This is a genomic window from Phenylobacterium sp., from assembly GCF_030693405.1.
Taxonomy (GTDB): Bacteria; Pseudomonadota; Alphaproteobacteria; order Caulobacterales; family Caulobacteraceae; genus Phenylobacterium.
On the sequence record NZ_JAUYAW010000066.1, the window covers coordinates 15523 to 29270 of the forward strand.

9 protein-coding genes are annotated in these 13748 nt (G+C 67.6%); 5 read left to right on the forward strand and 4 right to left on the reverse strand.

Annotation, left to right across the window (positions count from 1 at the left end; all coding sequences use genetic code 11):
- Positions 1 to 17: 17 nt before the first annotated feature.
- Positions 18 to 323 carry a DUF1244 domain-containing protein gene (locus Q8N19_RS14195; RefSeq protein WP_305591739.1) on the forward strand — a complete coding sequence of 102 codons (306 nt, stop codon included), beginning with the start codon at positions 18 to 20 and terminating at the stop codon, positions 321 to 323.
- Between the two features lie 104 nt (positions 324 to 427).
- Entirely contained in the window at positions 428 to 871 is a 444-nt protein-coding gene (locus Q8N19_RS14200; RefSeq protein WP_305591741.1) for a hypothetical protein, read from the forward strand.
- A 60-nt stretch (positions 872 to 931) separates the two neighbouring features.
- On the opposite strand, the gene Q8N19_RS14205 is transcribed toward Q8N19_RS14200, so the two are convergent.
- The 4 genes from Q8N19_RS14205 to Q8N19_RS14220 all read right to left on the reverse strand — a co-directional run bounded on the left by Q8N19_RS14205 (position 932) and on the right by Q8N19_RS14220 (position 12069).
- Entirely contained in the window at positions 932 to 3823 is a 2892-nt protein-coding gene (locus Q8N19_RS14205; protein ID WP_305591743.1) for a TonB-dependent receptor, read from the reverse strand.
- Between the two features lie 535 nt (positions 3824 to 4358).
- On the reverse strand, positions 4359 to 7361 hold the full coding sequence (locus Q8N19_RS14210; RefSeq protein WP_305591745.1) for a TonB-dependent receptor domain-containing protein: 3003 nt from the start codon (positions 7359 to 7361) through the stop codon (positions 4359 to 4361).
- Between the two features lie 464 nt (positions 7362 to 7825).
- Positions 7826 to 8464 (reverse strand): hypothetical protein, encoded by a 639-nt coding sequence (locus tag Q8N19_RS14215; RefSeq protein ID WP_305591747.1) that lies wholly within the window; start codon positions 8462 to 8464, stop codon positions 7826 to 7828.
- A gap of 26 nt (positions 8465 to 8490) precedes the next feature.
- Positions 8491 to 12069 carry a hydantoinase B/oxoprolinase family protein gene (locus tag Q8N19_RS14220; protein ID WP_305591749.1) on the reverse strand — a complete coding sequence of 1193 codons (3579 nt, stop codon included), beginning with the start codon at positions 12067 to 12069 and terminating at the stop codon, positions 8491 to 8493.
- Positions 12070 to 12143: 74 nt separating this feature from the next.
- Here Q8N19_RS14220 and Q8N19_RS14225 point away from each other — a divergent pair, with 74 nt between their 5' ends.
- From Q8N19_RS14225 to Q8N19_RS14235, 3 genes are all read left to right on the forward strand, one after another.
- Positions 12144 to 12839: a DnaJ family molecular chaperone gene (locus Q8N19_RS14225; RefSeq protein ID WP_305591751.1), complete on the forward strand. Its 696-nt coding sequence runs from the start codon at positions 12144 to 12146 to the stop codon at positions 12837 to 12839.
- Positions 12840 to 12939: 100 nt separating this feature from the next.
- Positions 12940 to 13239 (forward strand): hypothetical protein, encoded by a 300-nt coding sequence (locus Q8N19_RS14230; protein ID WP_305591753.1) that lies wholly within the window; start codon positions 12940 to 12942, stop codon positions 13237 to 13239.
- Between the two features lie 86 nt (positions 13240 to 13325).
- Positions 13326 to 13616, forward strand: coding sequence for a putative quinol monooxygenase (locus Q8N19_RS14235; RefSeq protein ID WP_305591755.1), 291 nt, complete (start codon positions 13326 to 13328; stop codon positions 13614 to 13616).
- Positions 13617 to 13748 lie beyond the last annotated feature (132 nt).

Below are 13748 nucleotides of genomic sequence, written 5' to 3' on the forward strand. Positions count from 1 at the left end.
ACAGCTGGGAGGCCCTGATGGCTGACATTGACGACAAGACGGCTGCCGAGGCCTTCCGCCGACTGGTCAGCCATCTGCAGATGCGCGACGACGCCCAGAATGTCGACCTGATGGGTCTGGCGGGGTTCTGCCGCAACTGCCTGGCCGACTGGGTCAGCGAAGCCTCTGACGGCGCCCTCGATCGCCAGGCCGCCCGCCACGCCGTCTACGGCATGCCCTATGAAGACTGGAAGGCCCGCCAGCCTGAGGCCACGGCGGAGCAACTGGCGCGGATGGACGCCAGCCTGGCGCTCAACGAGAAGCTCCGGTCCCAGGCCGGTTGAAACCCGGGCGAGCCGTCCATCTCGCCACCACCTTGGCCTTGACGCGTTGAACCCCTCGGAATGCCCGGTCGTAGAGGCGGCGGGCGCTGTGACGGAGGTTCGACTTGCCACCCTTGACCCACACTGCGGCCTTGGCCGCCGCCCTTGTCGGGCTTGCCGCCTGCTCGACCGAGCGGGCGGCTGAGGCCGATCCCTATGCGGGGCTCAGCGAAGCCGTGCGCGGCTGGCGTCTGGACCTTGTGGCCTCGCCGGGCTGCCCGGCCCCGGCGCCTGAGGCGGGCGTGGAAGGCCCTGGCGCCCGGGAAGGCTGCCGCAGCTTCGCCGAGACCTGCAAGGTTGAGGCGCCGCTGACCGATGCCGAGCGGGCGACCGGCGTCCGGGCCAAGGCCCTGGTCGGCCTGCGGTGGGAGGCCTGGAACCCCGAGACCTCGGAGTTCCGAAACGCCTCGGCCGCCGCCTACTTCACCCGTAGCGGGGATACCTGGGCCCGCACCGAGGCGCCGCCGGTCAATCTCAGCACCTGCCAGCCCTTCGCTGCGGCGGACTGAACAGAAAAGGGGCGGCGCCTTGCGGCGCCGCCCCCGATCCGTCGTCCGTGACGCCTGCGCCTAGAAGCGCTTGGTCACGTTCACCTTGAAGTGACGGCCGTAGGGATTGGCCGTGAAGGGGTCGTAGGACAGGTCCAGCCGGGCGAACGGCGGGTCCTGGTCGAACATGTTGATCACCGAGGCGCTGACCGTGGTGTCCCAGGGCAGGAAGACCCGGTAGGCCAGATCGGTGGTCACGAACGCGTCGATCTTCTGGCCCGACTGGTTGGTGGCGAAGGTCGCCGAACCGGCCCGGGTGTCGATCATGTTGTCCACATAGCGGAGGGTCGCCCGCACATTGTGGATGTCGCGGTTGTACTCGGCGAAGAAGGTGCCCTTCCACTGCGGCTGCGAGCCGTAGCCGAGGTAATCCATCGTGCCGACATAGTCAGTGGCTTCCGCCACGGCCACGCCTTCGATGGTGTTGGCGTCGACTTGGTACTCGATCACATAGGTCAGGTCCGCGCCGAAGTTCATGTCGCCGCCCAGAACGTCCCGAGCCCGATAGGAGGCCGAGAAGTCCAGACCGCTGGTCTTCACGTCCGGACCGTTCACGAAGTTGATGCGGACGCGGTTGATCGCGGTCGCGCCGCAGGCCCCGGTGAAGGTGACCCGCGAGAGCAGCGGGGCGAAGGCCGGGTTGGCGCAGTTGTTCGCGCCGGTGGCGCCGGTCGGGAACAGGGCGTTGACGATGTCGGAGCCGGACTCGTTGTCGATCGGACCTTCGAAGTCGAAGCTCCAGTAATCGACCGAGGCGCGGAAGTCGCCGAAGTCGAACAGGGCGCCCAGGTTCAGCGTGATCGCCTCTTCCGGCGCTAGGTTCGGGTTGCCGAAGGTGTCATAGGCCCGATAGCCGCCAGCCGCGGTGGTGTAGGCGAGGTTGGTGGTCGAGGCCGGGCTGATCTGGGTGGTCGGCGGCGCGCGGAAGGTGGAGCCCGCCGAGGCGCGGAAGGCCAGCCAGTCGGTCGCCTGATAGCGCAGGGCGATCTTCGGGTTGGTGGTCGAGCCGACATTGCCGCCGTAGTCCTCGTAACGCACGGCGAGCGTGGCGTTCAGGCTGTCGGTGATCGGCACGGCCATTTCGCCGAAGAACGAGATGACCGACTGGTCGAGGTCATAGTCGGGCAGGGCGCCGAAGAAGGTGAAGGGCCCATTCTGCGCCACGCAGGTGGCCGCCGGGTTGACCGAGGAGTCCGCGCAGGGGTTCACCGCGATGTTGGTGAAGTCGCTGTTCTGACGCTCCAGGCCCGACCAGCGGTACTGCGTACCGGCGGCCCAGCCGATCTGACCGGCGCCGAAATCGATCGGCAGGCGGCCGTTGAACACCAGGTCGGCGGTGTAGAGCTGCGAGCGGATGTCGTAGGCGTATTCCTCGAAGATGTAGTCGAGGACTTCACGGCTGTTGGCGGTGCCGGCGACGAAGTTCGGGTTGGTGCGGCCGTCGACCGCATTGCCCGAGGTGCCCGACGAGAAGGGGTTGAACCAGAGGCAGCCATTGGCGCCGGGCGTGGAGCCCGTGCAGTTGGCGCCGCCCAGACCGCGCAGCGCCTGCTGCAGGCGACCGACCAGGATGTCCGGCGTGGCGATGGAGCTCCAGTTGTCCATGTAGGTCATGGACGCATCCCAGCCGATGCCGCCGCCGAACTCGAACTCGCCCTTCAGGCCAGCCGAGACGCGATAGGCGTCGAAGCGACGCTTGTCTTCCTTGCCGCCGCCGCCGAACAGGTCGTTGCCGTCCGCGCCGATCGGACGCCAGGCCACCGAGGTGAACAGGCCCGCGGTCGCCGCCGAGGCGGGGATCTGGCCGGGGTTGGTGGCCAGCAGGGCCTGCAGACCCGGGTTGTTGCCGGGGATGAAGTAGCCGTTGCCCTGGATCTTGGTCGACAGCGCCGAGGAGGGGAAGTTGTTCGGCGGATAGGAGGGCGAGGAGTTCTCAGCCGACACGTCATGGCCGGCATAGAGGACTTCGGCGTGGAAGGTGGTCGTGTCGGTGACGTCGAAGTTGAATTCGCCGTACAGCTGCCAGTAGTCCTCTTCCTCAACCAGGTTGTTGAAGCCGATATATTGGAACTGGCAGAGCGTGCCGACCTGCGGACCCGAGATCACGTTACAGGCCGGGTCAACGACGGGGTTGGTGTAGGTGAAGCCGCCGTTGGCGCTCGAGAGGTACAGGCCCGGGTTGCCGAAGGAGGACCAGCCGCCCTGCGGGTTCTCGGCGAAGGAGCGGACCGCGAAGTCCCGCTCGACCGTGGGCAGTTCCGAACGGTGGCGATAACCGCCGCTCAGCAGCAGGCTCGAGCGGTCATTGGTGAAGCCGTAGGTCAGGCTGGCGTTGTAGTCGCCGTCCGAGCCGTCGACATAGGTGTAGCCGCCCTGCAGCTCGAGGCCGCTGAAGTTCTTGCGGGTGATGAAGTTGATCACGCCGCCGATGGCGTCGGAGCCGTAGGTGGCGGCCGCGCCGTCCTTCAGCACTTCGACCCGGCCGATGGCTGACTGGGGCAGGAGGTTGGTGTCGACGAAGATCGAGCCGGGCGAGGTCGCCATGCGGCGGCCGTTGAACAGCACCAGGGTCCGCTCGGCGCCCAGGCCGCGGAGGTTGGCGCTGCCGACGCCCGTGGTCTGACCGGCGCCGAACTGGTTGGATTCACCCACCGCGCCCTGCACGGCCGGGATCGACTTGATCAGGTCCACCGTCGAGGGCGACCCCTGCTTCTGGAGTTCGTCGGCGCCGATGACGTTCACCGGCAGGGCGGCGTCCTCGGGCGTACCGGCGATGAAGGAGCCGGTGACGACCACTTCTTCCACCATGGCGGGCGCGTCGGCGCCCGAAGTCTGGGCCGCAGCGGAACCGGCCGAGAGGGCCGTGGCGACGGCGAGGACCGAAGCGGTCACCAGATAATGCGAGCTTCTCATGCGTTTCCCCGTTTTGCTTAATTAATAGGCATTGCGATCAAATCTGACCGCGAGGGGGCTTAGTGGCGGACTTGAGCGGCAGAAATCAAGGTTCTTCGTCAGCGGGGAAAGAAACGGCGCGGCGAGAAAAAGTCTAAAGTGACAAAAAGCCGGCTGGAACCCTGTATATAAAACGACGGTAGGTCAAATATGGCGTCGGCCTTCGCCGGGGCGGCAAAAATTCCGCAAAAAAAACAGCAGCCGACATTCTTACAAGCCGTCAAAATAAGGCCCGACGCTAAACTGTCGCAAAGAGGCCACACCCCGGCAAAATTTCGTCGGCGGCCTGGGTCGGGGCCCTCACGGGGCGGCAGGCGGCCCGCCTGACGACATACTGAGCCGTATAGGACTGATTGATTCCGATATTTGAAAAGGGGCCGTGGCACGGCGAAGCCCAGAACCAGGCTGGGAACGGCGTCCGCCTGGCAGACCGTCGGCGACAAAAAAGGGGCGGCCCCGAGAGGCCGCCCCTTCAGTCGTTCTGATGTATCTGAGATCAGAATTTCTTGCGCAGGCCGATCTTGAAGTTACGGCCGTACACATTCCCGATCGCCGGGTCGTACGAATACTCGATCCGCGAGGCGGACGGATCTTCGTCGGTCACGTTGAGGATCGAGGCGGTCAGGGTGGTGTCCCAGGGCAGGAACACGCGGTAGGTGAGGTCCAGGGTCGTGAACGCATCCACTTCCTGGCCGAAGGTCACCAGCTGGCAGCCCGTGGTGGAGGCCGCATTGGCCACCGTGCAGGGAACGGCCGAGAAGCCGGTGTTGACCACGGTGGGGCCGCGGTTGTCGGTGACGCCGTCGATATGGTTGATCGTGGCGCGGACATTGTGCGGACCGTTGTCGTACTCGGCATAGAAGGCGCCGCGCCATTCCGGGATGGTGCCCGGCAGGCGGTCGTAGTTTGCGAAGCCGACGGCCTCATAGGAGGGCGTGATGGTCACGCCGTTCACGATGAAGGCGTCCTGTTCGTATTCCAGGACATAGCTGACGGTGCCGTGCAGGCTCAGACGGCCGCCGAACACGTCGCCCGGATAGGAATAGTCCAGGGTGGCGTCGATTCCGGAGGTCTTGAGCTCGGGTCCGTTGACCAGGTCCGACCGCACCCGCGAGATGTCCGACCCCATGGTCACGCCCTGAACGCAGGCGTTGTTGTTGGAGAAGGTCACGAGGTAGCGCAGCGGGTCGGCGCAGTTGACCAGCTGGGCGCCGTTGCCGGGGCCGTTGGCGACACGGTTGGCGACCACATTGGCCGGCACCCGGACGATCTGATCCTCGAGCTTGATGCTCCAGTAGTCGACCATGGCCCGCACATCGCCGAAGTCGAACAGGGCGCCGATGCTGTAGGTCAGCGCCTGTTCCGGACCGATGGCCGAGTTGCCGAAGGCGTCCACAGACTTGAAGGCGTTGCCCGCGGCCTGGATGCCCGACAGGCCCGTCGCGCCGCCGGGAGCCCGGTCGGTGGGAGTCGGGCCGCGGAAGGTGGTGCCCACCGAACCGCGCATGGAGAACCAGTCGGTGGCGTCCCACTTCATCGACAGCTTCGGGTTGGTCGTCGAGCCGGTCTCGCCGCCGTAGTCCTCGAAGCGCAGCGCCAGGGCGGCGTTGAGGTTGTCGAGGATCGGCAGGTTCATCTCGCCGAACACCGCGTAGATCGACTCATCCACATAGTAGGGCTGGGACTGGCCCAGGAACATGTAGGGGCCGGTCTGGATCGCGCAGCTCGTGTCCCCAGGGACCGGGCAGGGCGTGATGTTGCGGTCGTAGAAGTTGCTGCCGAGGCGGCGGGTCTGTTCGGACGAGCGCCACTGGGCGCCGGCCGCCCAGTTCACGACGCCGCCGGGCAGTTCGAAGCCCGTCGTGCCGTTGAACACCAGGTCGACCACGTAGAGCTCGTTGGTGGTCTCGCCGATCTGGTCGTCATAGAGCCAGCGCGCGAGCGCCGGGCTGTTGGCCTGGGCCGGGTTGTAGGTCGGGTTGGTCCCGCCCAGCATCGGGTTGCCGGGATAGGCGGTGGAGAAGGGGTTCAGCCACTCGCAGCCGTTGGCGCCCGGCGTGGCGCCGGTGCAGTTCGGGCCGCCCAGGCCACGCAGGGCGAGGTCCAGACGGTTGATCAGGATGTCGCGCGTCACGCCATAGGCCTGGTTGCGCGAATAGGTGAAGGCCAGATCCCAGCCGATGCCGCCGGCGACATCGAATTCGCCCTTCAGACCGGTGGCGATGCGGAACAGCTCGTAGGAGCGCTCGCCCTTCTGACCGTCATAGCCAAAGGCGGGGTTGCCGCCGCTGGCGAACGGACGCCACAGAGTCAACTGCAGGCCCGAAGTCGGCACCGCGGCATAGGCGCCGGCCGCCGCCGCCGAGGCGAAGATCTGCGGGTTGGCCGCCAGGAAGGCCTGGACGTAGGGGTTCGACTTGGGCGCGAAATACTGGGTGCTGCCCGGACCGAACGGTCCCTGCGTCGGGGGATAGGACGGCGAGTAGCCGATGTTGGGCACGTCAGTCTTGGAGTACATGCCCTCGAGGAAGAACTCGACGGTGTCGGTCAGGTCGAAGTTCAGCTCCCCGTACAGCTGATAGCGGTCGGTCTCTTCGATCAGGTTGGCGAAGGGGACATAGCTGTAATAGCAGGCCGGCAGCTGGCTGGCGCCAGACTGATAGACGCCCTGATAGCCGCCCACCGCGCCGCAGCTGGCTTCACGGATCGAACCCACGGCGTCGCCGTAGTTCGGGTCAGGCGTGCCCGGGATGGTGGGCAGGTCGACGCCGAGGCGCGCGACATAGAAGCCGGGGTTCGACAGGAAGGACCAGCCACTCGGATTGGTGGTGTAGTCCTGATAGGTCCAGTCGCGCTCCTGGGTGTCGAGCTCGGAGCGATGCTGATAGCCGGCCGCGATGAAGGCGCTGCCGCGTTCACCCTGCCAGCCCCAGGCGGCGCTCATATTGTACTCGCCGTCCGAGCCGTCGACGTACCGATATTCGCCCGACACTTCGAAGCCCGAGAAGGTCTTCTTGGTGATGAAGTTGATCACCCCGCCGATGGCGTCGGAGCCGTAGGTCGCGGCCGCGCCGTCCTTCAGCAGCTCCACCCGGCCAATGGCGGCCGTGGGGATCAGGTTGGTGTCGACGCCGGTCAGCGGGTCCGTCGACATGAAGCGACGGCCATTGAACAGCACCAGGGTCCGCTGCGGGCCCAGGCCGCGCATGTTGATCGAGCCCGCGCCGATGGCGCCCTGGGCCGAGGTCGCGAACTGGTTGGAGTCCCCCAGGACCGGACCGCTGATGGTCAGCGACTTGATCAGTTCCGTCGTCGACGGCGAGCCCTGCTTTTCCAGTTCCGCGGCGCTGATCACGTCCACCGGCAGGGCGGCGTTTTCGGGCGTGCCGGCGATGAACGAGCCGGTGACGACGATTTCCTCGACTTCAGTCTGGGCCGAAGCCTGACCCGCCGCGAGGCTGAGGGCGAGGGCGACAGCCGCGGTCGAGACCGTCGACAAGTATTTTGAACTCCTCACACGTTTCCCCTTTGAGTTTAAGAAGCATCTTGGATCAAAACCGATCCGATGCCGCGTAAAGACGTTCGGGAAGGCAATAAATCAACCCCAGGCTTTGACGAGTGTGCTCAAATAACCTAGGAATAGAATTCCGGTACGTCAGTTATAAATGCATCGTAAACAGAAAAACGCGGGATACGTCAAAAACTATACCTTGTCTTCGAGCGGGGGCGGAAAAATGCAAGTTAAATCAATGGGCTGGAATTGGCGCGAGGTTGAAAACCGGCCCTCGGCTTGACCTGTCACGTTCCGGCCACACCCGTGGCGAAAACGGCGAATTCCGGCGTTTTTCGGTCAAACAGAGCTGATCTGGGGCAAGGCGGGTCCTCGTCGCCAATAAAAAGCCCCGCCGGGGCGGCGAATCCGCTCCGACAGGGCTCTCAAGCTTGCCTTCTATGGCGGGCGCGTCAGCCGCCGATGACGGGCTCTTCCACCGACCCGGGCTCGCGGGTCGCCTCGGCGGGAACCTCCGGGGTCTCCGGGGCGGCCGGCTCGATCTCCGCCGACAGGTCGAAGGCCGGTCCCATCAGGCGCGCGCGCTCTTCCAGGGCCACGGCGGTCGTTTCGCAGCGCGCCGGCAGGGTCCAGCTCATCCATTCCTGCGCCAGACGCGCCTTGGGCAGGTCAGCAGCGCGGCTCCAGGTACCACGGCCCCGCCGCAGGGCGTCGGCGCCATGGGCGTTGATCGGCCGGGGGCTCGCCTTTTCGGCGGCCTCCATGGCGCGGCTGAACAGGGCCAGATTGCCCTCGCTCAACCGGTTGAGGTCCTCATAGGCCTGAAGGTCGTCCTCCAGGGACGTGCCAGGCCGGCGATAGGTGGTCTCGATGCGGACCACCTCCGGCATCACCTGATCGCGCAGGCCCTTGTGCGCCGACAGGGCGCCATAGCACCAGGCCACCAGCCCATAGGGGTCACGGGGCGCGCCGGGCGGGTAGGCGGCTTCGGCGACGGTCGCGTTGGGGGTGGCGGTCTCCATCGGCGCGGCCTCGGGGGTTGGCGCGTCTTGGGCCACCAGGGCCAGGGCGAACAGCAAGGGGGAAATCACGGATTGGCGCCTCGAAGGTCAGGGGGTCAGGTCGACGCGGCGGACCCATAGCCCCCGCCCCCCGGGGTCTGGATCTCAAGCGTGTCGCCGGGCGCCACTGCAACGGAGAAGCAGCCCGAAAGTTCCTTTACCTCGCCCGCGGCGGTCATCAAAGCCTGCCGGCCCGCCGCCCCCGCGCCGCCCCCGGCCAAACCCGCTGGCGGATGAGTTCTTCGGCTGGACAGAAGGGCGGCTTCCATCGGGGCCAGGAAACGCAGGCGCCGCACCACCCCATCGCCGCCCCGCTGTGCGCCGGCGCCGCCTGACCCGGCGCGCAGGCCAAAGTGTTCCAGACGCACGGGAAACCGCCGCTCCAGGATCTCGGGATCGGTCAGGCGGGAGTTCGTCATGTGGGTGTGGACCCCATCGGCGCCCGGGGTGGTCGCCGTGGCCCCGGCCCCGCCGCACAGGGTTTCGTAGTACTGGCGGGTCTCATCGCCGAAGGTGAAGTTGTTCATCGTGCCCTGCGCGCCGGCCATGACGCCCAGGGCGGCATAGAGCACGTCGACCACGTGCTGACTGGTCTCCACATTGCCGGCCACCACCGCCGCGCCCGGGGCGGGATCGAGCAGGGAGCCTTTCCTCACGCGGATTTCCAGGGGCGCCAGGCAGCCGGCGTTCAGGGGGATGTCGTCGTCCACCAGGGTGCGGAATACATAGAGGGCGGCCGCATCGACGATGGAGGCCGGCGCATTGAAGTTCGACGTCACCTGGTCGGAGCTGCCAGTGAAGTCGAGCACCGCGCGGCCGGCGGCCGGATCGACCTTGATCTCGACCGCGATGGTCGCCCCGCCATCCATCTGCGTCGTCGCCGCCCCGTCGCGCAACCGGCCGATGGCCCGGCGCACCGCCGCCGTCGCATTGGCCTGCACGTGGCCCATATGGGCCTCGACCGTGGCTGCGCCGAAGCTCTCGATCATGGCCGCCACCGCCTCGCCGCCCGCCCGGCAGGCGGCGATCTGGGCCTTCAGGTCGGCGATGTTGCGGTCCGGCGCCCGGGACGGCCAGGGTCCGGCGGCCAGCGCCGCCCGCACCGGCGCTTCCAGGAACTTGCCCCCGGCCATGATCGGCAGGGCGTCAAGCAGGACCCCTTCCTCTTCGATGGTCCTCGAGAAGGGCGGCATGGAGCCCGGCTGCACCCCGCCCACATCGGCATGGTGGCCGCGGGCCGCCACATAGAAGCTCGGGCGCTCAGCGCCGCCCACGAAGACCGGCATCACCACGGTGATGTCGGGCAGGTGGGTGCCGCCGGCGTAGGGGTTATTCAGCGCAAAGGCCTGGCCGGGAGCTAGGACCCGGTGGCGGTCGCGCACCGCGCGCACGCTGGCGCCCATCGAGCCCAGATGCACCGGCATGTGGGGGGCATTGGCCACCAGCCCGCCCTCGGGATCGAACAGGGCGCAGGAGAAGTCGAGCCGCTCCTTGATGTTCACCGACTGGGCGGTGCGCTCCAGGGCCGCGCCCATGGCCTCGGCCACCCCCATGAAGCGGCGGTTGAACAGCTCCAGCGTGATCGGGTCGGCGGTGGTCAGGTCCTGGACCGAGCCCGCCGACCGTTCGTCTGTCGCCAGGCGTTGCAGGACGATGAGGCCCTCGGCGCCGGCCTCCGCCCGCCAGCCCGGCGCCAGGGCGATCTGGGTGTCGGGACGGATGATCAGGGCCGGGCCCTCCAGGGCCGTCAGGTCGGCGGCCTCCACCACGGGGACCAGAACCCGCTCGCCCTGGACATAGACTTCGGCCCTCCCTGGCTCTGCGGCGCTGGGCGAGTCGGTCCCACCTGGCGACGCCGCAGCGTCCGCGCCGCGTCCGTCCCTGACCTCGGCCTCCACCGCAGCGATCAGGATCTGGCGGTCGGCCTCGATGAAGCCGAACAGTCGAGCGTGGGCGGCTTCAAAGGCCGACCGAACCTCGGAGAGAACACCCGGGACGACCGGGAGCTCGGCGTCGGCCCCGTCATAGCGCAGCTGGAGAGTGACTTGTTGAGCGCTGGCCGCCGCCCCCTGGTGGACCAGATCGTCGGCTGCGCTGGCCAGCAGGCCCTGCGCCAGCCGGTCGGCGACCGCCAGTCCTTCGGCGTCCAGCCGCCGCTCCAGGCCGGCCTGCCGCAGGGCGCGCACCTGGGCCTGGCCGATGCCATAGGCCGACAGCAGGCTCCCGTAGCGCGGACACAGGACCCGGGTGATCCCCAGGGCCTCGGCGGTCTGGCAGGCCACCTGACCGGCCGCCCCGCCAAAGGCGACCAGCCCGTGGTCCCGGGGGTCGAATCCCCGCTCGGTGGAGATCTTGCGGATGGCCAGCGCCATCTGCTCCACAGCGATGGCGAGAAAGCCCTCCGCCGCCGTCTCGGGGCTCTTGGCGCCCATGGCCTGGGCGAGTTCTGCGAGCCGATGGCGAGCCGCATCAGCGTCGAGAGGCGCGTCGCCATTTGGTCCGAAAATGGGGGGAAAACGTCGAATATCGAGCCGTCCGAGCACGATATTGGCGTCCGTCACCGTGGCCGGTCCGCCCCGTCCATAGGCCGCAGGCCCCGGATCGGCGCCAGCGCTGTGCGGGCCGACGCGCGCCCGAAGGCCATCGAACTCCAGGATCGATCCGCCGCCGGAGGCCACGGTCTCGATATCCAGCATCGGGCTGCGCAGGCGCACGCCAGCCACCACCGCCCGGTCCCGCCGCTCCAGGCGTCCGGCATAGCGGCAGACATCGGTGGACGTGCCACCCATGTCGAAGCCGAGCACCGCGGGCTCTTCGGCCTCCTGCGCGGTCCTGGCCACGCCGACGACGCCGCCGGCCGGACCAGAGACCACGGCGTCGCGGCCGCGGAAGGCGGCGGCCGAGACCAGGGCGCCGGCCGAGGTCATGAAGTAGAGGGGCGCCCCGTTCACCGCCCGGGCCACGCCCTGCACATATTTTTGCAGGACCGGCGTCAAATAGGCGTCCGCGACCGTAGTTTCTGCACGCGGCAGGAAACGGGGCAGGGGCGAGACCTCATGGGAAAGGGCGACGAACTCAAAGCCGGCTTCGACCGCCAGGCGCCCGGCGCGCCGCTCGTGGTCCGGATTCAGGTCGGCGTGCAGGAAGGCGATGGCCACCGAGGTGCGGCCCGCCGCCCGCGCCGCCTGCAGCGCCTCGGTCAGGGCCGCCTCCGCCAGAGGCGTGACCACGCCGCCCTGGGCGTCCAGTCGCTCCTCGGCCTCCACGACCTCGGCATAGAGCGGCTCTGGCCGCACGATATTCAGGGCGAAGAGGTCCGGCCGGGTCTGGTCGCCGATCCGCAGGGCGTCGGCGAAGCCCTTCGTCGTCACGAACAGGGTGCTTGCGCCCTTGCGCTCCAGCAGGGCGTTGGTGGCCACTGTGGCGCCCAGGCGGATGGCCCGCACGCGCTCGGCCGGGAAGGGCGCGCCAGGCGCGGCGTCCAGCACCCGCCGCATGGCCTCGATGGCGGCGTCAGGATAGGCCGGCGAGGCCGACAGAAGTTTCAGGGTCCGGACCTCGCCGTCGTCGCGGCGGGCGATCACGTCGGTGAAGGTGCCGCCTCGGTCGATCGAGAAACTCCAGAGCCTGTCCAAAACTTAACCTGCCTGATGTTCGATTGGCGTTGTCATCCCGACGCCATCTTCCTAAGGCTTGTGGCATTAGACCAATGAGCTTCTGGCGCAAAATTGCTGGCCTGGCTGTCCGTTCTCCTGACGGCGCCGATTGCCCCGACTGCCCGGCTGGCCTGCCGGGGGAGGATCCTGCGTTCTCGACGGCGGTGACAGCCCTGGGCGCCAAGCTCGCCCGCGCCGACGGCGAGGCGGGTCGCGCCGAGTTCGACGCCTTTTCCGAAGTCTTCCAGTCTGACGAGGCCTCGCGGCCCAATGTCCGGCGCCTCTACAACCTGGCGCGCCAGACCACTCGCGGCTTTGAGAGTTACGCCCGGCGGCTGGCCCGGCGCTATCGCAACTGCCCGCAGATCCTTGAGGACGTCCTGGACGGCCTGTTCCACATCGCCGCCTCCGACGGGGCGGTGAGCGATGACGAGATGGTCTATCTGGAGCGCGTGGCGGAGTTGTTCGGCTTTTCCGAGCTTGTCTTCCGTCGCCTGAAGGCCACCCACCTCGGCCTGGCAGCCGACGACCCCTATGCGGTGCTGGGCGCCCCCCACGACGCCAGCGACGATCAGCTGCGGGCGGCCTGGAAGATCGCCCTGATCGAGAGCCACCCCGACCGGGCCCGGTCGCGGGGCCTGCCCCAGGAGTTCATCGAAGTCGCCGAAGCCAAGGCCAAGGCGATCAACTCAGCTTTTGAATCCGCCATGCGCGAACGGCGGGAACTGGCCCTGGTCGGCGCCGCTTAATGCGCCATCCTGTGGCCAATATCACCGTCCAGGATTGACCTTCCCGGGCATAGGACAAAGACTTCGCTCAGCCCCCAGAGAGAGGCGACCAGAGGAGATAATGGACCAGCAACCCCCCCAGAGCGGCAAGCCCGCTCTCCGCAGCCTCACAGCTATCGGCGGCGCGATCGCAGCGGCCGTGGCGGTCGTGGTCGGCGTGGTCCTGGCCTTCGTGTTCGCCGCCACCGTCGTCGTGGTCGGCCTGATGCTCAGCCTGCTGGTCGGCCTGGCCGCCTTCGCGGTGCGCGCCAGCCGCATGGGCCGTCGCAAGGACAAGGGCGGCGCCGAGGACGGCGTGATCGAGGCCCAGCATCTGGGTGGCCATCACTGGGTCGCCTACGGCTGGAACGAGCGGGCCTGATCCGCACAAGCCCTGCCCAGCGCCCCTTGCCCCGCACCGGGTCGGCCTCTACCGTCGATTCAAACAATCGTTGGGAGAGCGAGCTTATGATCGGCGTGGTGGCGACCCTCAAGGTCCAGGACGGCAAGGGCGATGAATTCGAAGCGGTCTTCAAGGACCTCATGGCCCAGGTGAAGGCCAATGAGCCGGGTTGCCTCGTCTACCAGCTCACCAAGAGCCGGGCCGAGCCCGGGACCTATAAGGTCCTGGAAATCTACGCCAACGAAGAGGCCCTGAAGGCCCACGGCCAGACCGAATACTTCAAGGCCGCCGGCCCGAAGATGGGCCCCTGCCTCGCGGGCCGTCCCGAGATCGAGATGCTCGACGCCGTCCAGTAGGCGGTTTCGCACCCTAGCTGAGCCCGGGTCGCCTGCGCGGCCCGGGCTTTTGCATGTCTGAGGCGCCGTTCGTCGCCCGCATGGGGGCGCTGACAGAATTTCTCGCGTGACGCCGGCCCTGGATATTCCCTA

Excerpts from the sequence above, each read along its gene's own strand:
- Q8N19_RS14205 (WP_305591743.1), bottom strand. The coding sequence starts at position 3,823 with ATGAGAAGCTCGCATTATCTGGTGACCGCTTCGGTCCTCGCCGTCGCC.
- Q8N19_RS14235 (WP_305591755.1), top strand. The coding sequence starts at position 13,326 with ATGATCGGCGTGGTGGCGACCCTCAAGGTCCAGGACGGCAAGGGCGAT.
- Q8N19_RS14195 (WP_305591739.1), top strand. The coding sequence starts at position 18 with ATGGCTGACATTGACGACAAGACGGCTGCCGAGGCCTTCCGCCGACTG.
- Q8N19_RS14230 (WP_305591753.1), top strand. The coding sequence starts at position 12,940 with ATGGACCAGCAACCCCCCCAGAGCGGCAAGCCCGCTCTCCGCAGCCTC.
- Q8N19_RS14225 (WP_305591751.1), top strand. The coding sequence starts at position 12,144 with ATGAGCTTCTGGCGCAAAATTGCTGGCCTGGCTGTCCGTTCTCCTGAC.